This is a genomic window from Chitinophaga eiseniae (assembly GCF_900167135.1).
Lineage (GTDB): Bacteria > Bacteroidota > Bacteroidia > Chitinophagales > Chitinophagaceae > Chitinophaga > Chitinophaga eiseniae.
The window spans coordinates 358,267-382,305 of record NZ_FUWZ01000001.1; the positions used below are offsets into that span (position 1 = coordinate 358,267).

Annotated in this window: 18 protein-coding genes; 12 read left to right on the forward strand and 6 right to left on the reverse strand. The window is 50.4% G+C overall.

The features are described from left to right. Positions 1 to 177: 177 nt before the first annotated feature. Entirely contained in the window at positions 178 to 2,400 is a 2,223-nt protein-coding gene (purL, locus tag B5D63_RS01540; RefSeq protein ID WP_078667021.1) for a phosphoribosylformylglycinamidine synthase subunit PurL, read from the forward strand. Positions 2,401 to 2,560: 160 nt separating this feature from the next. Here the strand turns inward: purL and B5D63_RS01545 are convergent, their stop codons facing one another. Further along, positions 2,561 to 4,885: a TonB-dependent receptor gene (locus tag B5D63_RS01545; protein ID WP_078667022.1), complete on the reverse strand. Its 2,325-nt coding sequence runs from the start codon at positions 4,883 to 4,885 to the stop codon at positions 2,561 to 2,563. A gap of 2 nt (positions 4,886 to 4,887) precedes the next feature. Beyond that, entirely contained in the window at positions 4,888 to 5,964 is a 1,077-nt protein-coding gene (locus B5D63_RS01550) for a PepSY-associated TM helix domain-containing protein (protein ID WP_078667023.1), read from the reverse strand. A gap of 585 nt (positions 5,965 to 6,549) precedes the next feature. Here B5D63_RS01550 and B5D63_RS01555 point away from each other — a divergent pair. Next, positions 6,550 to 6,969, forward strand: a complete 420-nt coding sequence (locus B5D63_RS01555; protein WP_078667024.1) for a hypothetical protein — start codon at positions 6,550 to 6,552, stop codon at positions 6,967 to 6,969. Positions 6,970 to 7,120: 151 nt separating this feature from the next. Here the strand turns inward: B5D63_RS01555 and B5D63_RS01560 are convergent, their stop codons facing one another. Continuing rightward, complete coding sequence (locus B5D63_RS01560) at positions 7,121 to 8,362, reverse strand: aminotransferase class I/II-fold pyridoxal phosphate-dependent enzyme (protein WP_078667025.1); 1,242 nt, start codon at positions 8,360 to 8,362, stop codon at positions 7,121 to 7,123. A 171-nt stretch (positions 8,363 to 8,533) separates the two neighbouring features. Between B5D63_RS01560 and pafA the strand changes: the two genes are divergently transcribed. From pafA to B5D63_RS01575, 3 genes are all read left to right on the forward strand, one after another. Further along, the gene (pafA, locus tag B5D63_RS01565) at positions 8,534 to 10,204 is read left to right on the forward strand and encodes an alkaline phosphatase PafA (RefSeq protein WP_078667026.1); all 1,671 of its coding nucleotides are present in this window, start codon (positions 8,534 to 8,536) and stop codon (positions 10,202 to 10,204) included. Positions 10,205 to 10,285: 81 nt separating this feature from the next. After that, the gene (locus B5D63_RS01570; RefSeq protein WP_078667027.1) at positions 10,286 to 11,065 is read left to right on the forward strand and encodes an enoyl-CoA hydratase/isomerase family protein; all 780 of its coding nucleotides are present in this window, start codon (positions 10,286 to 10,288) and stop codon (positions 11,063 to 11,065) included. Beyond that, a complete protein-coding gene (locus B5D63_RS01575; protein WP_078667028.1) occupies positions 11,059 to 11,757 on the forward strand; it encodes a hypothetical protein in 699 nt (232 codons plus the stop codon). The genes B5D63_RS01570 and B5D63_RS01575 overlap by 7 nt, the downstream gene beginning before the upstream one ends. 169 nt (positions 11,758 to 11,926) lie before the next feature. On the opposite strand, the gene B5D63_RS01580 is transcribed toward B5D63_RS01575, so the two are convergent. Then, positions 11,927 to 12,319, reverse strand: coding sequence for a hypothetical protein (locus B5D63_RS01580; RefSeq protein ID WP_143312730.1), 393 nt, complete (start codon positions 12,317 to 12,319; stop codon positions 11,927 to 11,929). Between the two features lie 150 nt (positions 12,320 to 12,469). On the opposite strand from B5D63_RS01580, the gene B5D63_RS01585 reads away from it, so the two are divergent. From B5D63_RS01585 to B5D63_RS01595, 3 genes are all read left to right on the forward strand, one after another. Then, the gene (locus tag B5D63_RS01585; RefSeq protein ID WP_078667030.1) at positions 12,470 to 13,891 is read left to right on the forward strand and encodes a tetratricopeptide repeat protein; all 1,422 of its coding nucleotides are present in this window, start codon (positions 12,470 to 12,472) and stop codon (positions 13,889 to 13,891) included. A gap of 181 nt (positions 13,892 to 14,072) precedes the next feature. Further along, entirely contained in the window at positions 14,073 to 14,837 is a 765-nt protein-coding gene (locus B5D63_RS01590) for a phosphosulfolactate synthase (RefSeq protein ID WP_078667031.1), read from the forward strand. A gap of 97 nt (positions 14,838 to 14,934) precedes the next feature. After that, positions 14,935 to 15,666: a shikimate dehydrogenase family protein gene (locus B5D63_RS01595; protein WP_078667032.1), complete on the forward strand. Its 732-nt coding sequence runs from the start codon at positions 14,935 to 14,937 to the stop codon at positions 15,664 to 15,666. A 173-nt stretch (positions 15,667 to 15,839) separates the two neighbouring features. On the opposite strand, the gene B5D63_RS01600 is transcribed toward B5D63_RS01595, so the two are convergent. Next, positions 15,840 to 16,637: a class I SAM-dependent methyltransferase gene (locus B5D63_RS01600; protein ID WP_078667033.1), complete on the reverse strand. Its 798-nt coding sequence runs from the start codon at positions 16,635 to 16,637 to the stop codon at positions 15,840 to 15,842. A gap of 130 nt (positions 16,638 to 16,767) precedes the next feature. Between B5D63_RS01600 and truB the strand changes: the two genes are divergently transcribed. Further along, a complete protein-coding gene (gene truB / locus B5D63_RS01605) occupies positions 16,768 to 17,463 on the forward strand; it encodes a tRNA pseudouridine(55) synthase TruB (RefSeq protein ID WP_078667034.1) in 696 nt (231 codons plus the stop codon). On the opposite strand, the gene tamL is transcribed toward truB, so the two are convergent. Next, complete coding sequence (gene tamL, locus B5D63_RS01610; RefSeq protein ID WP_159455854.1) at positions 17,444 to 19,849, reverse strand: translocation and assembly module lipoprotein TamL; 2,406 nt, start codon at positions 19,847 to 19,849, stop codon at positions 17,444 to 17,446. The genes truB and tamL overlap by 20 nt on opposite strands. 132 nt (positions 19,850 to 19,981) lie before the next feature. Here tamL and B5D63_RS01615 point away from each other — a divergent pair, with 132 nt between their 5' ends. Genes B5D63_RS01615 through B5D63_RS01625 form a run of 3 tightly spaced genes read left to right on the forward strand, consistent with a single transcriptional unit; the run spans position 19,982 to position 24,038 of the window. Continuing rightward, the gene (locus B5D63_RS01615) at positions 19,982 to 20,722 is read left to right on the forward strand and encodes a TrmH family RNA methyltransferase (RefSeq protein ID WP_078667036.1); all 741 of its coding nucleotides are present in this window, start codon (positions 19,982 to 19,984) and stop codon (positions 20,720 to 20,722) included. A 33-nt stretch (positions 20,723 to 20,755) separates the two neighbouring features. Beyond that, positions 20,756 to 21,754, forward strand: a complete 999-nt coding sequence (locus B5D63_RS01620) for a hypothetical protein (protein ID WP_235021437.1) — start codon at positions 20,756 to 20,758, stop codon at positions 21,752 to 21,754. Continuing rightward, the gene (locus B5D63_RS01625; protein WP_078667038.1) at positions 21,720 to 24,038 is read left to right on the forward strand and encodes a hypothetical protein; all 2,319 of its coding nucleotides are present in this window, start codon (positions 21,720 to 21,722) and stop codon (positions 24,036 to 24,038) included. Before B5D63_RS01620 ends, B5D63_RS01625 begins: the two co-directional genes overlap by 35 nt. Position 24,039: the final 1 nt, after the last annotated feature.

The following is a 24,039-nucleotide window of genomic DNA, read 5'->3' on the forward strand; positions in this document are numbered from 1 at the left end:
GGAGAGGGGCTGAGGGGGCGGGACACAATAAAAGGGGGCGTACCGGAAAAAGAGGCAGGCGGGCGGGCTGCTATCATTTTTAAGGCAGTCGTATCACCCCATTTCTTGGCATTTGCCATAAAATCTTGTAGGTTTGCATCTTCTTTTTAATTACTCGTTTTTTTATACTTAAACTACATGCAAACCACCGTAGAAATTGCTGAACAGCTGGGCCTTACTGCTGACGAGTTTGAACGTATTGAATCTATCTTAGGGCGTAATCCCAACTTTACCGAATTGAGTATGTACTCCGTTATGTGGAGTGAGCACTGCTCTTACAAAAACTCAATCGTATGGCTGAAGTCATTACCACGCGAAGGTGACCGTCTCCTCGTGAAGGCGGGTGAGGAAAACGCCGGCCTGGTAGATATCGGTGATGGATACGCAGTTGTATTTAAAATCGAATCCCATAACCACCCTTCTGCTATTGAGCCCTTCCAGGGCGCTGCTACGGGGGTGGGTGGTATCCACCGTGATATCTTCACCATGGGCGCCCGCCCTATCGCGGCACTGAACTCCCTGCGCTTCGGCAATATCAACGATAAAAAAACACAGCACCTGGTAAAAGGTATCGTACACGGTATCGGTCACTATGGTAACTGCTTCGGTGTCCCCACTGTAGGCGGCGAAACTTACTTTGAAGACTGTTACGGCACCAACCCGCTGGTAAACGCCATGAGCGTGGGTATCGTAAAAGTGGGCCAGACTGTTTCCGCTACCTCCCACGGTGAAGGCAACCCCGTTTTCATCGTAGGCTCCGCTACCGGTAAAGACGGTATCGGCGGCGCTTCCTTCGCTTCTGCCAACATCACGGAAGACAGCGCGGAAGACCTGCCTGCAGTACAGGTAGGTGACCCCTTCCAGGAAAAGAAACTGCTGGAAGCCTGTCTCGAAGTCATCAAAACCAACGCTATCATAGGCATGCAGGATATGGGCGCCGCCGGTATCACCTGCTCCACTGCCGAAATGAGCGCTAAAGGCGAACACGGTATGAACATCTGGCTGGATAAAGTACCTACCCGCCAGGAAAATATGAAAGGATGGGAAATGCTGCTGAGCGAAAGCCAGGAACGTATGCTCATCGTAGTAAAAAAAGGCCAGGAAAAACCTATCCTCGATATCTTCGAAAAATGGGACCTGCACTGCGTTCAGATCGGTGAAGTCACCAAAGACACCAACCTGAAATTCTATATGAACGGTGAACTGGAAGCGGACGTACCGGCTGAAAGCCTCGTGCTCGGCGGCGGCGCTCCCCAATATCACCGCGCGTATACTGAACCTGCCTACTTCCAGAAAGTCAAAGCGTTCGATATCCAGAACGTTCCCGATACTGAACATGCCCGCTTCGCGGCAGAAAGGATCATCGCACTGCCTAACATCGCTTCCAAACGCTGGATCTATAACCAGTACGACAGCATGGTAGGTACCGCCAACGCCACTACCAACGCTCCAAGCGACGCTCCGATCGTACTGGTGAAAGGCACTAAAAAAGCGCTGGCCATGACTACCGACTGTAACAGCCGCTACGTATTCGCCGATCCTCACAAAGGCGGCCAGATCGCTGTGGCGGAAGCTGCCCGCAACATCGTTTGCTCCGGCGGTGAACCACTGGCTATCACCAACTGCCTCAACTTCGGTAACCCTTACGATCCGGAAGTATACTACCAGTTCGTACACGCCGTACAGGGTATGGGCGAAGCCTGCCGCAAATTCAACACCCCCGTTACCGGTGGTAACGTGAGCTTCTACAACCAGTCACCCGACGGTGCGGTATATCCTACCCCAACCATCGGTATGGTAGGCCTGCTCGATAGCCTCGATCAGCGCATCACCCTCGACTTCAAAGAAGCCGGCGACCTCGTATATCTGCTGGGCCGCAGCCGCAACGATATCAACAGCTCCGAATACCTGCACAAAATCATCGGCATCGAATTCAGCCCTGCTCCGCATTTCGACCTCGAAGAAGAACTGCAACTGCAGAAAGCTGTCGCCAAACTGAACAAAGCCGGCCTGCTCCAGTCGGCGCACGATGTCAGCGAAGGCGGTCTGTTCGTGACCATGATGGAAAGCGCCATGCCTAAAGGCCTGGGCTTTGAACTGCAGCTGAACGATAAATTCCGTAAAGACGCCTACCTCTTCGGTGAAAGCCAAAGCCGCGTAGTGATCTCCATCAAACCGGAAGACAAAGAGAAATTTGAAGCAGTAATGCACGGTCTGATCGACGCTACCGACGTTTCTGTACGTTACGTGAAAATAGGCGCTGTAACCGGCGATCATGTGAAAGTAGGTGGTGAAGACTGGGGTAAAGTAAGCGACTGGAAACAGATCTACGATACCTCTGTGGAAGAACACTTAAAATAGTTCACGCAAAGGCGCAAAGCAGCAAAGAACGCAAAGTTTCAATAAGATTAATAAGAAAGCAAAGGAGCGAAGACCAATTTGATTTGATCTTCGCTCCTTTGCTTTCTTTGTTTCTTATTTATTCTCTTTGCGTTCTTTGCTGCTTTGCGCCTTTGCGTGATCAGAAATTATACCGGAAACCCAGGTTAAACCGGGCGCCGCTGCCTTTGATATAGGAATTTGTTCTTACCCGCGCCTGCGACATCACCGGGTAATAATCGGCATTCAGCAGGTTATCCACGCCCAGCCGGAGCGACGCGGCGGGGCTGAACCGGTAAGCTGTATACAGGTTGATGAGCGAAAAATCACCCACCGGCCCATTGCCCAGATCATACTCTTTGGTGTTGGGATTGGGGTCGAAACGTTTCCGTACGCCGGAATAGATGTAATACACGCCAAGGTCCCACTGTTTCAGCGGAGAATAGTTCACATTGACGGTCATCTTGTCCGGTGTGATGCGGGTGGTAGGCAGCCATGTCTTCACCCCGTTGATGTCCTTTTTACCTTCTACATGGGTATAAGCTGCATTGGCAGAAAGGTTGGGGAGAAACTGGTAACCTGCGGTGACTTCAAAACCCTGTACGCGCTCCGGCGCTCTTTCCGGCACCGCCACGCCGTTAACGTCTTTCAGGCTGGTACCGAGGTTGGAGGTGCTGATAAAATAAGAACCGGAAGCGTTGAATTTACCAATGTTACTATTGAAGCCCGCTTCGTAGTTGTTGGTAATGATCGCTTTGGTTTCGATGGTATTAATACTGGCGGAGCCATTGCTGACAGCCTTGGCCAGCCGCAGGGTGCGGCCCAGGTCATACAGGGAGAAGCTCTGGGAATAGCTGACGAACGGGTTGAATGCCGGGAACCGGGTATAACGCAGCCCGGCGTTGAACACCAGCGCTTCGTAAGGCAGGTTGCCGCCCTTAACGAAGACGCCGCCGGCATAGTTCCCAAATTTAATGGTCGTATAGTCAGGAATATCGAGCCGGATATTTTCGTAGCGCAGGCCTGCCTTCACCAGGAAGTCTTTGAACAGGTAGGTTTTCAGCTGCGCATAAGGCGCCAGGTTTTTCATGTTCATTTCCGGTACGAAAGGACGTCCGTCGGTCAATGGCTGGGCTGTTTTATCGTTCAGTACGTCGATACCCCAGGTAACATCGCCGTACAGGTTTGGATGGAAATTGAACAACGTGTTAAAATTCACACGGGCACCCATTTTTTTGGAGGTAATGGCTGAATTGCCTGGCGGGGCGTAGAAGTCGGAATATTCAAAGACGGTGTAAAAGTCCTGGTAGTACAGGTTTACGTTCAGTGACGTATTACGGAAGATGTTTTTGCTGGTGAAATTCACATAGGCGTTGTGGTTATAGGGCGTGCCCTGCTTGTCACCGGGATTGGTGCCAATGACGCCAATGATGGGGCGTTGCCCGAATTTACCACCGGAGTCAACGTAGCTGCTGTTCTGCATGGTCCGGTAATAGTTGTACATCACTTCCAGGCGGTTGTTGTCATTGAAATTGTATCCGAGTTTGGCGAACAGGTTCACGTTTTCATTCTGGCTGAGCGACTGGAAAGGGGCTATTACTTCGCCCCTGGCGTCTTTGTTGACACCGGTTTGCTCATAAGTGCCGGCCACTACGTAGTCGAATTTGTTGACGCGGCCGCTGAACTGCTGCGCCACGCGTGCGCCGAGGCTGTTGGCAGCACTGGTGAGCGAGCCGCTGGCGCTGATGTCGGTACTGCCACTGAAGCGTTTATTGGGATTGGCTTTGATGGTGATGAAGTTGATGATGCCGCCATCGGCGCCGTTACCGTAGATGGCGGTGGAACCTTTGATCACTTCCACTCTTTCAATGACAGACACGTCGATGCTGCGCATGTCTTTATCGCCGTTGCGCAGCGGTGTGGATTGCGGAATACCGTCGATCATGATCAGCATACCGCGCCCACGCAGGGTTTGTCCTTTGTTGGCAGATGTATTGGTTCCCAGCGTAAGGCCTGGCACGTTCATGCTCAGCAGCTGGTTAATGTCGGTGGTGATGGCGCTTTGTTCCCGCAGTTGTTTGCCGCTGATGATCGTGATGGAGGACGGGACGGTACCGAGTGTTTCCCGGTTACGGCTGGCGGTAACCACTACTTCGTTCAGGCCTACGTCTGACGGCTGTATGGTCAGTGCAAGGGTAGTGATACTGTCGGTGATGGTCACCGGTTGTTCCAGCGTGTTGTAGCCGATGCCGGTGACGACCAGCTTGTAGCTGCCTGGTTTTATGTGATGGATGCTAAAGGTGCCGTCGGGGCCGGAGAGCGCATGTTTCTGCGTTCCTGCCAGGTAGATGCGCAGCATCGGTACCGCGGTTTGCGCCGTATCGCGGATGGTGCCGGTCAGTTTTTGTGCCGTTGTTTGTAAAGTTACCAGAAGTGCTATAAGGCACAGCGCCAGGTATTGTTTCATTTTCAAAGCTGATGTTTTTTAATGATGTACTTCCGGCGGTACCATATCAGGAAACCGGATACGGACAGGATGCCGGGTGTAAGGCCCAAAAGAGCATACAGTATTTTAACAGGAATACCGCCATAGTTGCCGAAGTGCAGGGGCGCCATGGCAGCGTTGAATTTATCGCCGAGGGGGGCGTTGCTGAAATTGACTGTCTTTTTTATCTGCCCGTTGACATCGAAATGCACGGAGGAACTGTAACGGCCCCAGATAGGTGCTTCGTAGGCATGGCCCAGGATACGGACGGGGTCGCCGGCTTTTTTAGGCGTACGGATGCCCATGGCTTTAAACCCGGGAATTTGTACCGAGGCTTTGGTCAGCATCGCTTCGTAATCAATGGGAAGGGGGACGCCTGCATTGGGAAAAGGACCAGGTGTTTTCCGGTTCTCCAGTACTTTCAGTTGCATCATGAAGCCGGTGAAGGCGATGAGAAGGTTGAACAGCAAGGCCCAGACCCCGACTATGCGATGCAGATTACGCCAACGCCGGGTGCGGCTGCTCCATTCGGGCTTCAGACGGAAGGAAAGCACTTTGTAGATGGACTTCCGGTACACCCAGATACCGGTGAGGAGAGAGATAAACAGCAGGATGCTGACCACCAGCATCACTTTAGCGCCTGTTTTCCCGCTCAGCAGGGAGAAGTGAAGGTATATCAGAAAGCCCGAAAAATAACCGGTATTGGTATGCTGGTGGATGACTTCCCCGGAGTAGGGGTTCAGGAAAAGATATACTTTATGATCGGGGCCGTATTCCGCCCTGACGATGGCTGGTTCTTCCGGGGTTTGCGGCAGCCGGGAAAAGAAAAGATAAGGGGTGCCTGCTTTGAGTGATTTGCCGGCTTGCTGCAGCAGCTCAAACAGCGGTTTACGTTGTGTGCCCGGTGCGATGTGATAGGTTTCATGATGCAGGGCTTCGTCTATTTCTTCGCTGAACACCAGCAGAGAGCCCGTTATGCTGGCAAAAAGCAGCATAATGCCTACGATGAGGCCTGTAATACGGTGAACAGTGAAAAGCTGTTTATGCCAATATTGTTTCAATTTCCTTATTAGTTTTACCTGCTGCCTGGTGCTGATTGACAGGGGGTGGGCACGAAAGTGCTATGTCCCGGTGGTTGACTGTGACCAGTTATCTGTTGCACCAGCTATTTGCAGTCGTGGCTGCAAAGGTACTGCTGTACTGCGGGAAGCGTTTACGCAATCGGGAAAATTATTTGCGGGCAGGGCTGAAAGAGCGGATTTTGACAGTCAGCTGATTTATTGTTGCAGTCTTCTACTTTAACAAGCTATTAACAAAATACCACATTGGTGTTATATGATACTGAGAAAACTACTCTATTTTTGAAATGTAGCAATGATACAACGCTAAATACAGAAAAAGATAATTATATAAAATACTTGGAATCACTTGGTTATTCCAAATTCTATGAAGACCATATATTCTACCATGTCCTGATGAAAATTTAGTGAAATTTTACACCTAGTGAAAGAACGATTTGAGTAGGGCTGAGGAAACTCAGCCCTTTTGTATTTTTGATATTTAGGCCTTCCTATATCTCCTTTGAGAAACTTTGCTGTAGCAACCTCACCAATAATTGACCCCGTAACCCGAAAAATAACATACTTGTGAAATTTTATGTCCGCTTTATAGTTGTGAAGAGATATGTTCCCAAAATGGTAAAGGCTTTGTGGCTTTTGATCATCGTAGGTTTGGTTATATTTATAGCTGGCTCATTTATAGCTGCTATTAAGTTTTTATTACCCTATGCTTTAGGTGGTTGTGTGCTGGGGGCAGTGGCGCAGAATTTTTTCGATCGATATAAAGAAACAGGAGCATGTGCCCTGACTGACCAGGAGATTATTGTCGCATCGGGGGAGGAAATAACACATTATCCGCTTTCCGCCATAACGGATCTTAAACTGCATTTGTTTTACCAACAACATCTGAGTGCGATGAATACGCTTCTTGCGATGTGGGAAGAGCAGGGGATCACCTGCGAATTGTATGGCAGAAAGAATGTGGAGAGAAGGCGGTTCAGGGTATAATTACTCACAGGGTTATCATCAAATGCGCCGATAAAAAAGAGGCTGTCTCAATAGTAAACCTGATGGCGAGAGTTTTCGTTTACGCAATTCTTAACGCCTTCAAATTACTATTGAGACAGCCCCTTTTTATATAAATTAGTTGGCAGATGGCTTATACCATTGGAATTTCTGCCACCTGGTAAACTTTCTCGTCGAGCTTCGCTTTGGTTTCGCTGAAAGCTTTCAGGGTCAGTTCAATATCCTCGTCTGTGTGAGCAGCGGTTGGGATGAGGCGGTAGATGATCTGGCCTTTAGGAATAACGGGGTATACCACGATAGAGCAGAAGATGTTGTAGTTTTCGCGGAGGTCGAGGCACATGGCGGTGGCTTCCGGAATATCTCCCTGCAGGTAGATCGGGGTAACGGGGGAGTTGGTTTTACCGATGTTGAAACCGCGGGCTTTGAGGCCATTCTGCAGTTTATTCACATTTTCCCACAGTTTTGCTTTCATTTCCGGGTATTTGCGCATCAGTTCCACTCTTTTCAGGTGGCCGATAACGATAGGCAGCGGAATAGATTTGGCAAATATCTGGGAGCGCATGTTATAGCGCAGGTAGTTAATGATGGCTTTTTCGCCGCTGATGAAGGCGCCGATGGAAGCACCGGATTTAGCGAAGGTGTTGAACAGGAGGTCGATTTTATCCTGAACGCCTTGTTCTTCGCCGGTACCGGCACCGGTTTTACCCATGGTACCGAAGCCGTGGGCGTCGTCTACCAGCAGGCGGAATTCAAATTTATCTTTCAGGGCAGCGATTTCTTTCAGTTTACCCTGATCGCCGGCCATGCCGAAAACGCCTTCTGTTACTACGAGGATACCGCCGCCTTGTGCGTTGGCCAGTTCGGTAGCGCGTCTCAGTTGTTTTTCACAATCTTCGATGTCATTGTGTTTGAACACATAACGTTTGCCGGGGTGGAGGCGTAAGCCGTCCAGAATGCTGGCGTGGCATTCTGCATCGTACACAATAACGTCCCTGCGGCCGCAAACAGCGTCGATGGCACTCATGACGCCCTGGTAGCCGTAGTTCAGCAGTGTGGTATCTTCTTTACCCATGTAATCGGACAGTTCGCGCTCGAGCTGCTCGTGATAGTTGGTATTGCCGCTCATCATGCGGGCGCCCATAGGCGCTGCCAGACCGAAATCGGCTGCTGCCTTTGCGTCGGTAGCCCGTACTTCCGGATGATTGGCCAGCCCCAGGTAGTTGTTGAGGCTCCAAACTATTTTTTCATTGCCCCGGAATTTCATGCGGGGGCCTATTTCTCCTTCCAGTTTAGGAAAAGCGAAATAGCCATGGGCTCTGTCTGAATGCTCCCCAATGGGGCCCATGTGTTTCAGCAGTTTCTCGAAAATATCCATACGCTATATTATGTAATAGTTAAATGCTTTGATAAAAAGAGGACACAAAGGTATTAAAATATTGCTTTTTCTAAACTTCGATTACTTTTGCCAGCGTCATTTTTAATGCAACAATGTTGCCGGACGCTGCCGGTAAAAGTACATTTATCTTATAAAAAGTAATAATATCTAATGAAAAGGATTTCCCTGATTGCCTTTACCCTGGTCATCGCCACTATAGGCGCCCGGGCACAAAAGGCCACCTCACCAAAACCTTTCAATCATCTGGCGGCAGCCAAAAACAGCAAAACAGCTGCCAGACCTAAACTGATCGTAGGCATGGTCGTAGACCAGATGCGCTGGGACTACCTGTACCGCTATAGCAACAGGTACAGCGCCGGCGGCTTTAAAAGATTGCTGCATGACGGGTTTTCCTGCGAAAATACACTGATCAATTATACCCCCACCATCACCGCCTGTGGTCATACCTGTGTGTATACCGGCTCGGTACCTGCCATACACGGTATTATCGGCAACACCTGGTACAGCCCGGAAATAGGCCGCACCATGTACTGCGTGGAAGATACCACCAGGACCACCGTCGGCAGTGCTTCTGCCGCCGGTAAAATGAGCCCGCGCAATATGCTGGTGACCACCATCGGCGACGAATTGCGCCTCTCCAACCAGTTCCAGAGCAAAGTAGTGGGCGTGGCCATCAAAGACCGCGGCGCCATCCTGCCGGCAGGCCACAGCGCCAACGCTGCTTTCTGGTACGACGGCAGCACCGGCAACTGGGTGACCAGCTCTTACTATATGAACGAGCTGCCATCCTGGGCGCAACAGTTCAACAGCGAAAAATGGCCGCAGCAATACCTGTCCAAACCCTGGACCACGCTGTATCCCATCTCCACCTATACCCTCAGCACGGCAGACGAGAAACCGTATGAAGGCAAGTATAAAAACAGCACCACCGGCACCTCTTTCCCGCATGACCTGAGCAGCATTGCCAACGGTTCCATTGCCGCTTCTCCTTTCGGAAACACTATGACGCTGGAATTTGCCAAAAAAGCCATGGAAGCCTATAACATGGGTAAAGGCGCTGTGACCGATTTTCTCGCTGTCAGCCTGTCTTCCCCGGATTATGTAGGCCACCAGTTTGGTCCCAACTCCATTGAGGTTGAAGACACTTACCTGCGCCTGGACCACGATCTGGCCACTTTCTTCCAGTACCTGGACGCCCATATCGGCAAAGGACAATACCTCTTCTTTATCACTGCCGACCACGGCGTAGCGCATGTACCGGGATTCCTGGAAGAAAACAAGCTGCCCGGCGGTACCTGGGACGACCGCGCCGCCATGAAAGACCTGAACGAGAAACTGGCTGCGAAATTCGGCATAAAAGACGCGATCAAAGCGGTAGACAACTACCAGCTGTGGCTGAACCACGACGCGCTGGAGGCTTCCGGTAAAAACTATAACGACATTCAGCAATTCATCATTACCACCCTGCAGAAATCACCCGCTGTTGCCAAGGTTTTCCCGATCAAAGAGCTGATGGTGACGGTATTACCTGAACCGATGCGTACCATGATGACCAACGGTTACAATACCAAACGCAGCGGCGATATCCAGATCGTTCTTTCCCCTGCATATATCGACGGTGGCAAAACCGGTACCACACACGGTTTATGGTATCCTTACGACGCGCACATCCCGCTGGTATGGATGGGATGGGGGGTGAAACCCGGAAAAACCAACCGCACCGTGGGAATGACGGATATTGCGCCTACCCTGGCCGCCCTGTTGCGTATACAGATGCCCAGCGGCAACGTAGGACAAGTGATCCAGGAGATTACTCATTAAAAGTTTATTCCTTATATTGCTCATGGAAGTACGGATGGTGCCTCCCTTTGGGGCCATCCGTACTACGTAATTCTTTACCATATGGAATTCAACTTGTTGCAATATGAGGTGGCGTCCCGCGTCGCCACGGTCACGCTGAACCGGCCTGACAAACGGAACGCGCTGAACGGCCAGCTGGTAGCGGAGCTCCGGCAGGCATTTGCCCGGGCTGCCGCGGCGGACGACGTGAAAGTGATTGTTTTGAAAGGCAACGGAGAAGCTTTCTGCGCCGGGGCAGACCTGGAATACCTGCAACAGTTGCAGCAAAATACCTATGATGAAAACCTTACAGACTCGCGGGAGCTGATGCAGCTGTTCCGCGAGATCTACCAGCTCGATAAAGTCGTAATAGCCCAGGTAGAAGGTCATGCCGTAGCCGGCGGATGTGGCCTGGTGACCGTTTGTGACCTGAGTTATGCCGTACCCGAAGCCATGATGGGCTATACCGAAGTGAAAATAGGCTTTATCCCTGCCCTGGTGGCTGTTTTCCTGGTCCGTAAAATAGGGGAGGGAAGGGCCCGCGAGTTGTTGCTGACCGGCCGCCTGGTGACCGCCGAAAAAGCCGCCCGCGACGGTCTGATCACCGCTGTTGTTCCTGCCGGAGAAATGAAGGAATATGTAGCCAAAGTGGCCGCCAGTTTGTGTAACGATGCGTCCGGCAACTCCCTGAAGGTGACAAAAAAATTGATTGGCACAGTGTTGGACTTACCTATACAAGACGGGCTGGAGCATGCAGCTGAATTAAATGCCGCCACCCGTGGACATGAAGACTGTAAACGCGGGATAGCTGCGTTTCTGCATAAAGAAAAGCTGGTATGGTAAACCCTGCCGGCTGTCAACCACTCACCAACACCACGACTATGTCATACCGGTTGTTTTTAACATATTTCCTGCTCTGTATCACCAGCCCTATACTGGCGCAACGCGTCATTTCGGACGCCAAGATCGTTTACAAGATAGACCTTCCGCCGGAGCGGGCCCAAATGGATGCCATGCAGGAGGGCAGTACCCTCACCCAGTATATGCGGGGGCAGTTGAGCAGAATAGACATGGACTTCAACATTGTCAAATATACCTACCTGATCAACAGCAAGGAAGAAACGTTGACCACGCTGATAGACCAGCATGGCAATAAGTACCTGATCCGGGCCAGCAAGGGGCAGTACGAAAAGGAGCTGAAGCAGTATGAAAACGTACAGTTCAAGGACCAGCCTGAGACCCGGCAGATAGCGGGGTATACCTGTAAAAAGACCATCGGCACCATGCCGGACGGGGTCACTACCTTCGAGGTGTATTACACGCCCGACCTGGTGCCCGAAAACAGGCATTATAACCGCCGTTTTGCCAATCTGAAAGGGATACCCCTGGAGTTTGAGATCGTGACGAAAACCGGCTCCAAAATGCGAGTAATTGCCACCAAGGTAGAATTGTATCCCATCCCGGCTTCTTATTTCGATATACCGAAGACCGGTTATAAGGTCGTGAGCCCGGAAGAGCTGAAGAATATGCAGTGATGCGGTGGCGCGGGCGCCCGGCCCGGAGGGGGCAGGAATATGCTGGCAGGCGGAAGCTAACAGGCGAGGACATAATTATCTCCCTAAAAAATCATAAAAGCAAAAAGGCCTATCAAGAAGTCGTTAAACTTGTTGATAGGCCCGTATTTGTATTGAAGAAACGTTAAGGTCAGCCTTTCTTAAGCGGCAGGATAATCTGCAGTTTCTGAAAGTTCATGTTGTTGGGCTGCTGTATGGGTTGTACAGTGTAAGGCACAACATATGTCATGTTCCCTTTGGTATAGGTCATGACAGATTGAAAATTAATCACATTGGTATTGGTGAACTTAAAATTCGAATTATAGCTGCCTGTGAATCTGTAACCGGCGTCCAGGGCCAGGTTGGTTTTGGGCATGGCGGTATTTAACACGAAATGGACGTTATCGGTTTTTTTCGCCTTTTCTTTTTCATTATCGGTAGGCAAAAGGGTATTTGCCACTGCGCTGATAGCAAACAGAGCCATAGCGCCTGCTAACAAACAGGACAATGAAAAAGTCTTTGATATGTTGATTTTCGTTTTCATTGTAACACAAATATACAAACTTATTGGATCTGTTATATAACAAATCCTTAACGCAATTTACAACAAATTCTTAATAAAATGTTAAAAAGTTTATAAACGGTTTTAAATGCTGCGATTTGGTGGATACAGAAATGTCTTATATTTACATTAATGAGTAAAGATTTTTCTTTTTTAAACGAGGATTTTGATGATCTGAGAGACTTGTTGCAGCAGTTTGAAAATCTGAGGGCGGGCAAATCTCACTCTTTTCTGGACGAGGACTCATTTGAGCAGATCATAGACTACTATGACGAGCAGGACGAAATGCCGACCGCATTACAAGCCGCCGAAATAGCCATAGCACAGTTTCCCTATTCTTCTACACTCCTGCTGAAAAAGGCCAACTTACTGATAGAAACCAAAAAGTACAAAGAAGCCCTTCATTTACTGGACAAAGCCGCTTTACTGGACCGCAACGATATCAACCTGTATATCCTGCAGACCGATGTATACCTGGCGCTGAACCAGCATCAGAAGGCGGCGGACGTACTGAATGAGCAGATTGACCAGTTTGAGGGGGAAGACAAGACGGAATTGTTACTGGAACTGGCCGACGTATATGATGACTGGGAGGAGTTTGAGAAAGTGTTCGATTGTCTGAAAATGGCGCTGGAGCACGAGCCCAACAACGAGGAAGCGTTGCACAAGATCTGTTTCTGGACAGAGTTTACCGGCAGAAACGAGGAAAGTATCCGCTTACATACCTGGATCATCGACGAGCATCCGTTTAACCAGCTGGCCTGGTTTAACCTCGGAACCGCTTATCAGGGGCTGAAACTGTACGAAAAAGCCATAGACGCTTACCAGTATGCAGTAGCCATTGACGAGAAGTTTGATTACGCCTACCGTAACATGGGCGACGCCTATATCCGCCTGCGCAAGTACGCCGATGCGATCGAGGTATTACAGAAGCACCTGGAAATTGCCAAACCGGAAGACGTGATCTATGAGGCCATCGGCCACTGTTATGAGCGGCAGCGTAAGTATACCCAGGCACGTTATTACTACCGGAAAGCCTCGCACCTGAGCCCCAACGATGATAAGCTGTATTACAAGATCGCCGTGGCCTACATGATGGAGGAGAACTGGGACAATGCCGCCAAATCACTGCTTAATGCACTGAAAATAAACAAACAAAGCGCAGAATACAACATGAGCCTCGGCGAATGTTATCTGCAGATGGGCAAGGAAAAAGATGCCCTGCTTTATTTCGTGAACGCCGTGCGTATCCGTCCGAAGAGCATACAGCCCTGGCAGGAGCTGGTAAAAGGCTTGTATGTGTTTGGTTTTCTGGAGGAGGCGCTTGAGCAACTGGCCGCTGCTGAAGAAAAGGCCGGCCGTAAACCGGTATTCCAATATTACCGGGCCGCCATCCTGATAGCCCAGGGTAAGACAAAAGAAGGATTGCTGCACCTGGAAACCGCGCTGCAGCAGGCTCCCAAGGCCCTTAAAAAACTGGTGGAGCTGGACCCAGCCATTTTACAGCATGTGAGTGTGGTAGACCTGATCGCTCAATACCGCAGGAAACGTTAACCAATGTTATTTACTTTTAAAATAAAGTATAGTCTTCTTATTTTTGCGCCGGCTTTTTAAATTGTCATGGACATAAGCCATTGTATTTCCGGTTACTAAAATTGCAGCTAAACTATCCCAACTTGCCAGGTGAAAAATAGTGTATGTTTTACTGACCAATAAGAAGATAAAAATATTTCAAATGAATTTTAATCTGACACAAATCCCGGAAAGGACGCAGAAACCCCGCACCCATGGACTTACCATGGTGATGGACAAGGGGCTTAGTTTGGAAGAAGCAAGAAATTTTTTATCGGCGTCGGGACCTCACGTGGACATCCTGAAGCTCGGCTTTGGTACTGCGTTTGTCACGCCCAACCTGCGCGCAAAAATTGAGCTTTACCAGTCGGCCAACATTCCGGTATATTTTGGCGGTACTTTGTTTGAAGCATTCCTGATCCGTAACCAGTTTGATGAATACGTGAAACTGGTGAAGGATTACGGTATTAGTTACATGGAAGTGTCTGATGGTTCTATCATCATCCCGCATGCTGAAAAATGCGGCTACATCGAAAAACTGTCCAAAATTGGCCTGGTATTGAGTGAAGTAGGCTCCAAAGATGCGGAACATATTATCCCTCCTTATAAATGGATCGAATTAATGAGAGCGGAACTGTCTGCCGGCGCCACCTATGTGATCGCAGAAGCCCGCGAAAGCGGTAACGTAGGTATCTACCGCGGTACCGGTGAAGTGCGCGAAGGCCTGGTACAGGAAATCCTGACCCAGATCCCCGCCGAAAAAATCATCTGGGAAGCACCACAGAAAGCGCAGCAGCTGTACTTCCTCGAACTGGTAGGCTGCAACGCCAACCTCGGCAACCTCGCCCCGCATGAGGTGATCTCTCTCGAAGCCATGCGCGTAGGCCTGAGAGGCGATACCTTCCACCTGTTTCTCGACAAAGAATAATTATTCCCTAAAGGAATGATATATTGGGACCTGATTATTTATAATGCAACAAAACATTCTAAATAATCAGGTCCTTTTCTGTTTTAAATCATCATGCATGAAAACGTACGGTCTTATTGGTTATCCGCTCAGCCACTCTTTTTCCAAAGGTTTTTTTACCCGGAAATTTGAAGAGGAACATATCGCCGGATGTCAGTATGAAACCTTCCCCATACCCGCCATCACCGAATTGCCGGCATTGCTGGCGCAACATCCGGGCCTGTGCGGACTGAACGTCACCATTCCCTACAAAGAACAGGTGATCCCTTATCTCGATGAACTGAGCGATGCCGCCGCCAACATCGGCGCGGTCAACTGTATCCGCCTGAAGGACGGAAAAAAGAAAGGCTTTAATACGGACGTGATCGGGTTCCGTAATTCCCTGCAGCCCTTGCTGCAACCGCATCACAACCGGGCCCTGGTACTGGGTACCGGCGGCGCCGCCAAAGCGGTCATGTATGCGCTGCAGGAAATGAACATTTCCTTCACAGTAGCCAGCCGTACGCCCGGCAATGGCACCGTGGCCTACAACTCGCTGGACAAGGCTGCCATGGAGGCCCACACGCTCATTATCAATACTACACCACTGGGCATGTATCCTAACGTAGACGCCTGTCCGGATATTCCGTATGACTTCATCACTTCCCGCCATCTGTTGTACGACCTGGTATACAATCCGGCAGAGACCCTGTTCCTGCAAAAGGGGGCCGCACAGGGAGCCGCCATTAAAAACGGGCATGAGATGCTGATACTGCAGGCGGAAGCTTCGTGGGATATCTGGAACGGGTAGTTTCTCGCAAAGCACGCAAAGCAGCAAAGAGCGCAAAGATCATATAAGCGAGCAGAGAAAGCAAAGGAGCGGAGATCAAATTTGATCTCCGCTCCTTTGCTTTCTTATTTAAACTTAAAAAAATCTTTGCGCTCTTTGCTGCTTTGCGTGCTTTGCGAGAACCACCGCGAGCGTTATGCTGGTTTAATCATATAATACATGCACGTAGTCACGAAATCGCGTACATAGGGGATAGCCGCTACGGGCTTCCACTGTTCGCGGGCGCTGACGTTGAACTTGTATTTGTAAATGGGATTGATCAGGTAAAACCGGCGCCGGGTGATTTTATAACCCTGGCGTTTGACGATCCGCTCAAACCGTTCAATGGAAATACCGGTAGACTTCACGTCCATCAATTCCGATACGATATCGTTTTCTTCACCGAACATCCGCAGTACGCCACGATAAACCGGCCTGGGCAGCAGGTGGATATAGGGCACCATGCTCAGGAATTTATTATGACAGATCTGCTGGTGACCGCCGTGCGGCATATACCAGGGAGGGAAACCAAAGTACACCTGTCCGCGCGGCGTAAGCAACTGTTTCAGATGTCCCACAATTTTCTCCTGGTCCGGTATATGTTCAATGGCATCTTTCAGGATGATCACATCGAAAGCGTTACGGAACGCTCCCAGAAAATCGACGTCATAAATATTTTGGGCAATCAGTTTCAGTTGCCCGGTCGTTTCGTATTTCCCCAGAAAACTTCTGGCCAGTTCTATCCTGGCAGGCGCCAGGTCTACTCCCACACAGTGGCAGCCTTTTTCCAGCAACGGTGTCAGCACACCGCCTTCGCCGCAGCCCACTTCCATAACGCGGAGGCCCTCCAGCCGGGGAAACTCCTGCTGGATAAAGGGCACTACGTAATCACGGGAGTTGTCTACCTGCTGCTGATAACGGAGCGTTGCATTCTTATGGTGTTCTAATGACATGTTAGCAAAATTGCGTGAATTTATGCAAAAGCTTCTAGCTTTTACGGGTTATTTGTTACAATATTTTACTATATAACCAGTAGTTATACAGGATATGGTCCGCTAAACGTGATTTAGCTATCTTTGCGGGATGCAAACAACAGATAAGACAAAATACCAGGAAGGAGCTGTAATACTGGTTAATAAACCGCTGACATGGACTTCCTTTGATGTAGTACGCAAAATAAGAAATTTAACCAAAGCCAAAATAGGTCATGCCGGCACGCTGGACCCGCTGGCTACCGGGTTGCTGATCTGCTGCACCGGTAAAATGACCAAAAAAATAAACGAATACCAGGCTCAGGAGAAAGAATATACCGGCACTTTTACCCTTGGTGCCACCACGCCTACTTTCGATATGGAATCGGCGCCGGAAAACTTCAAGGACATCGCCGGCATTGACGAAGCAGCCCTGAAAGCCGCTACCGAAGGGTTTGTAGGCGAAATTATGCAACTGCCGCCCATTCACTCCGCGATCAAACAAAACGGGAAACCCATTTACCTGCTGGCCAGAAAAGGGGTGGATGTGAAAGTAGAACCCCGTAAGATTACCATCTCCGAATTTGAGATCACCAAAATTGAACTGCCTGTAGTGCATTTCCGCGTGGTATGCAGCACGGGCACGTATATACGTTCTCTCGCCAGCGATTATGGTGCTGCTTTGGGTTGTGGCGCTTATCTGAGCAGTTTGTGCCGCACCCGTATCGGTGCATTCAGACTGGAAGAAGCGGTGGATATGGAAACTTTTATATCAGCCAACAGCGCTCCTAAAACGGATAACCAATAGCGATATTCCAGATGATATTGTCTCTGCGCCATTTGCCGTCTCCCAGGTTCCACTCGCTGAGATACCAGCCGTTGTTGCTGTCGGCATAATAAGGCACCTTCACCGGGATACCCCAGTCGAGCCGGATCAGGAAGAAGGAGAAATCCAGCCTCAGGCCGGCGCCGGTACCAATGGCCAGATCGTGATAGAGCTGGTTGAAGCGGAAATCGGAGCCTGGCCTTGTCAGGTCTTTCTTGATCATCCAGATATTACCCATATCCAGGAAGGTGGCGCCTTTGAGATTAATGGTGCCGCCAAACATCCTAAGCAGGTCGAAACGGTATTCCACGTTGCCTTCCAGCTTCATATCGCCGGTTTGGTCCGGGAAGATCTGTGCGCTGGCGGAGGTATCTTTATAAGAGCCGGGGCCCAGTGTACGCAGGCGGAAAGCGCGGATACTGTTAGGGCCGCCGGAGGTGAACTGCCGCACATAAGGCAGTACAGAGGACGTACTGTAAGGGATACCTACCCCTGCATATATCCTCGTTGCCAGCCCGCTATGGACGCCCAGCCGCCAGTAGTGACGGTAATCGGCCTCCATCTTCACAAAATTGGAAATATTTACTTTGGTGAGGGATTCAATGTTTGATCTCTTGCCGGTAGCCATATCTACCAGGCTGTTGATGCCATTCAGCCACAACCCTGATTCTTCGATGTTTGCCCGGAAATAACTGTAATGCCGCTGGTGCAGCAGGTCATTGTTGCTGTAAATGAACGACACGCTTTCCCCGCCAATCAGCGCCGGCTCGAAGCTGCGCTTCAGGTAAGGATTAGGATCTACTGTCTGCGCCTTAAAATTAGGATCGAGGTTAACCCCCACATAGTTCAGGGTAAAGGGTTTTACGATCCAGCGTTTGTATAGGCTTTCGTTCCAGTCGTAACCATAGGAGAGGTTGATACTGGTGATGTCGAACTTCTCGATACGCGACAGGTAATTGGCGCCGAAAGTGAGCCTGGTTTTTACATTGGAGCGGGCAGCCTGCCGGATGTTGAACGGCAGCGCGAAACGGGGCCAGGTAAAGCCCATCTCACCACCAAATTCCCTGGATTGCAGCACCCATCCTTCTTTTTGCCTGTTCACCAGTTCAATACCGGTGTTAAGGCTCATGCTCAGCTGGGTAGCGCTTTTAGCGAGATTGATATGCCGGTAGTTGAGGCTGACGCCGGAGCCCAGCGTATAGTCGGAACTGTTGCTCACTTCGAAGTTGACACCCAGCTCCTGCCGGCGGCGGGGGGTGAGGAACAGGTAGGCGTCCAGTCCGTGTGCGGTATCTTTGCTTTCCCTGTATTGCAGGGTAACGAACTGCCACACGCCGAGGTCGTAGAGTTTGTTGACCGTATTGTTGTACTGCTGCAGCGAGTAGGTTTCCCCGGGCCGGAGCAGGATGGATTTAGACAGTGTTTTAGGTTTCAGGATATCCTGATGGGACCGGATGGTGATGTATTTGCGGTTGTCCTGCCGCAGGGTGGAATCGTTGGGGTTGCCGTTCAGCGGGAAGTCGGGGTACGCATATATTTTACTGATATGATAGCGTTGCCAGGTGGCGTTGGCTGAATCTTCGGGGTTTTTGATCCTCACTTCCACGTCCATCGTAGGTTTTTCGCGGCCTTTGTTTTCCGCGAAGATGTTCACAAATCCTTCAAAGGGATTGAGGGAGTTGCGGAACAGCGCTTTGTTGAGGGTGTCGACTTCGAATTCAACGGCGTCGCGGCCGAACTTATAGTAACCGGCGTCGCGGATGATGCGGGTGAGCCGCTCCCTTTCGGACGACAAGGTAGCGGACTTGTAGGCCACGCCTTTTTTCAGGAGGGACAGGTTCTGATTGGCCTGTACCACCGCGAGGATGTTGGAATCGGGCACCTCGTAGGTGATTTTATCCAGTACGAAGTTGCGGCCGGTATTTACCTTGTAGGTAACGCTGGTTTTGCGGCGTTTGTCGCTGGCGTCGGCTTCCACTGTGGCATAGAAAAAACCCTGGTTGTGCAGGTAGCTGGTCATACGGGAAATAGACTCCCTGGTTTTGGCGGAGTCGTATACCACCGGCTCCTCCATGTTCCTTTTGGAGAGCACCATGTTCCAGAACCAGCTGGATTTTTTCTCGTTATATTTTTGATTGTACAGCCATACTTTAATGCGGGTAGCCAGCAGTTTTTTGTTGGGCTGCTGTGTCATAAGAGACTTGGAAGAGAGGGAGCTGCGGATATCCTGTTTTTCGGAGTTGAGGATGTCCCCATTTACATCTACCGTGCTGCCGACATACAAGGTCTGGTCCTGTTGCAGGTATTTGGTATTGGAACATGCGCCCAAAGCCAGTATGCCAACCAGTAGCAGCAAATATCTCAGCAAAGAAATTCTCGAATTGGGTGGCGGCTGCATCACGGGCGAAAACGTTATAATATTTTAAATGGTAATACTGAACCCTACCTCCTGCCAGCCTGTTTCTTGGCTGATTAAAAGAAATCGTGTAGGTTTGGCCTCATGTTGTCAAAGGCGCAAATTAAATATATTCAATCATTACAGCACAAAAAAAACCGTCAAAAATCCAGCCAGTATATTGCGGAGGGAGATAAGATCGTACAGGAACTACTACAGGCGGGCATGCCCGTGAAAGCAGTATATGCCACCAGCGCATGGCTGCTTCAGCACCGGGAGGCGGTGGACCGTTTACCGGCGGATGCTGTAAAGGAAGTAGATAATGCGGTCCTGAAACAACTGTCGGCGCTGACCACGCCCAACAATGCCATGGCGCTGCTGGACATGCCTGCAGCGGATACCGGCCTCCCTCCGGAAGGAGCGGTAGTACTGGCGCTCGAAGCCATCCAGGACCCGGGCAACATGGGCACGCTGATTCGTATAGCCGACTGGTTTGGTATCCGTCAGCTGATCGTTTCCCCGGATTGTGTGGATGTTTACAATCCCAAAACCATACAAGCCACCATGGGCAGCATTGCCCGGGTACAGGTGAAGGAAATGGATATCCTGCAGCTGCTGGAAGAAAGTAAACTGCCTTCCTATGCCGCCACCCTGCATGGAGAAGACATCACCCGCTTTACCACCCTCCGGGAGGGGATCATCCTGATTGGTAACGAAGGGAGAGGACTGACGGACGACGTCATTGCGCGTGCCACCCACCGGATCACCATCCCGCGCCTTGGAGGCGCGGAGTCCCTGAATGCCGCCGTAGCCGCCGGCGTTATCTGTGGCAGATTATTGATTTAATAGTAAGTGATGCCCCGATATCTTTTTTTGTGTTTGTTGATACTGTGCTTCGCCTGCCAACGTCCTGCACCGCGACAGGTAACGCCTGCTTTTTACTACTGGAAACAGGCATGGACCGGCAATGCCAGCGAAATGCAATACCTGCGCGGGCTGCCAGCTAAAAGGCTATACGTTAAAATGTTTGATACCGACAGGGACCCGGCCACCGGTCAACCCATGCCGGTAGCCATACTGCGGGAACAGGCGCCCCTGCCCGATAGTGTGGACATTGTCCCGGTGGTATTTATCGTGAACGAAGTGTGGGAGAAGCCGGATACCGCGCTGGCCTTTAATATTAACCGGTTGCTGGAACAGTTGTGCCGCGATATCCCCGCCGGCCGTATCCCGGAGGTGCAGATGGACTGCGACTGGACCCGCAGTTCCCGTAACGCCTACTTCGCTTTCCTGCAACAGCTGCGGGAGCAACCTTTTTTCCGTGATCGTACACTTTCCGCCACCATCCGGATGCACCAGGTGAAATTCATGACCGCCAGCGGTGTGCCGCCAGTGGATAAAGGCCTGTTGATGTGCTATAATATGGGCGACCTCCGGAAAATGGGCAGCCACAATTCCATCCTGGATGAAAACACCATGAAATCTTATATCGGCAGCGACAGGGTATCCGCATATCCGGTACCTTTGGATATCGCTTTGCCGCTGTTTGACTGGTCGGTATTGTTCAGGGATGGCCGTTATGCCGGTATTCTCCGCAGCATAGACGATGCCGCGCTACGCGACACCGCCCTGTTTGCGCCTTCCGGCAATCTCTATACGGTGCGGAAAGACAGTGTGGTAAACGGTTACCTGCTCAAGGCCGGTAATGTGGTACGCCGCGAAACCAGCGACCCTGCGGTGCTGGAAAGGGTATCCCGCATGGTGGCCCGGCAACGGCAGGACTATAACCCGGTCGTTATTTTTTATCATTTGGATTCAGTAACCCTTCATAATTATCCGTTGGATGAACTACAAAAAATTTATCGCTTTTTCCATTAGCTTTTGTGCTGTGCTGTTCGGCAATGTGATCTATACCCTGTCCTGCGGACCGGATGCAGATCCCTATGACTATTACATCTCTTTCTTTAATCCTTATCAGTCAGGGAAAGGATACGAGCCGTTTTATTATACCGGCATGAGTCCTTTTTATGACGAAGCCACATCGCCTTCCGAACTGGAGGAGAATATAAGCGACTGGCAGCGGTTTGCCGGCGATAAGGTAAAAGCTGCCGATATCCGCGAGTATGTTTACACGTATACGAAAGACCAGATGTCGGCGGTGGCGACCCGCAGCACGGCTGCTTTGCCCGACAGTATACGCAACAACACCTTTGCAAGGTTCCTGCAGGAGGAACGTAACCAGGATGCGGCCCGCTACCTGCTGTTTGCAAAAAGCTGTGAACCGTCTGTGAGCGTGGCTGACCGCTGGACACCGCCTGACCGCAACAAGTCCCTGATGGATGCCCTGGGAAAAGAAGCGGCGGAGCGCTATGAGCAAACCGGCAATAAGGAACTCCGCGAACGTTATGCTTTTCAGCAGGTAAGGCTGCTGCATTACAGCGGCCGCTATGAAGACGCCTCCGCTACGTTTGATAAATTATTCAGGAAACCCGGTTCATCGCTGATGTATTACAAGGCTCTGGCCCTGAAAGCAGGCGCTGTGCAGCATATGGGCGATTCTGTGCAGGGTGCCTACCTGTTTTCCCGCGTGTTTGACAAAGCACCCGCCCTGCGTGTCAGCTGTTATACCAGTATGAGATGGGGCAACGCGCCGGAAGAAGCCGTTTACAATCTTTGTAAAGACAACCGGGAGAAGTCCATGGTAGCGGCTATCTACGGTATGAGAAAGGACGAGATAACACTGGAGCCGCTGAAGAAAGTATACGATTTTGATCCTGCATCTCCGGCGCTGACCGTATTAATCGGCCGTGAGATCAGCAAGCTGGAATCCCGTTTTCTCGACAGGGTAGTTTCCACTTCCACCGATTCGGCGTCTATGGCCAACATCGTGGCGTTGCCGCCAGAAATGGCCACCATCGCCAATACCCAGATACGGCCGATGATCGGCTGGATGAACAGTGTGATCGACAAAGGGAAGGTGAAAGACCTCGCTTTCTGGCAGGTGAACTCCGCCTATCTTTCTTATATGTGCCGCGACTATGATGTGGCAAGAGCCCAGCTGAACAAGGTGACCAGCAAAGAGCCGGCTATCCGTAACCAGTGGGAGGTAGTCAACCTGCTGATCAACATCAACGAACATAAAACCATCGATAAAGCGCTGGAAGATAAATTACTGGGCACCTTTAGATGGCTGGATGGCCAGCTGGGAGCAGCACCGCGACCGGAAGACTGGTGGGCAAGCGGCCGTGACAGGTTTTTCAGTAAAACTTACCGTAATCTGCTGGGCGCTATCCTGGCACCGAAATATCATCAGCAGAAAGACTATGCGAAAGAAGCGTTGGTCCGTGGCCGTTGTGACAGCCTGCATGTGTATGATTATTTCCTTTCCGGTCAATCCGCCACGGAGCAGATCCGTGATGAGATGAACACCGCGCAGCTGCTGCAATTGCACAACTTCATGAAGTCCACCGATAAAACGCCTTATGAGGCTTACCTCGCAAGTTTCTTCCCGAAGACAGTGGATATGAATGCCAGCATCGCGGAAAGTTACCTGCGTGTGCATGATTTTAAAAATGCGCAGCAATGGTTCAGGAAAGCCGGTAATATGGAAACTTCTTACCTGGTGTTTAAAGAGCTGTTCCAGGACTTCGGGTTGGATAGCGCGGAGAAAGCCTATCCCAAAGTGATCACGCAGTTACAGTTTTGCGACAGGATGCTGGCATTGCAGGATAAGATGAAAGTAACGCCGGTTGATGCGAAGGTGTACTACGAGTACGCTACCGGCTTGTTTAATATCAGTTATTACGGCAGAACGTGGAATTTTGTAAGAAGATTTCGTCCTTCTACCCGGTGGTATACTACCGCATGTGAAAAAGATCCTTTCGAACGGCAGTATTTTGGTACCTATGCTGCGGAAAGTTATTATCTGAAAGCGGCGCAGGCGGCCACAGATCCTGAGTTCAGGGCAAAGTGTTTCTTTATGGCAGCGCGTTGTTACCAGAAACATGTGCCGCCGATGGACGACAGCGATAAATACTACGGAGCGTTGGTACGTAACCGTTACTTCCCCGTGTTGAAGAGCAATTATTCCCAGACACGGCTTTACCAGGAGGTATACGGACAATGCAGTTATCTGCGTGATTACATTAAAAGCGGAAAATAAA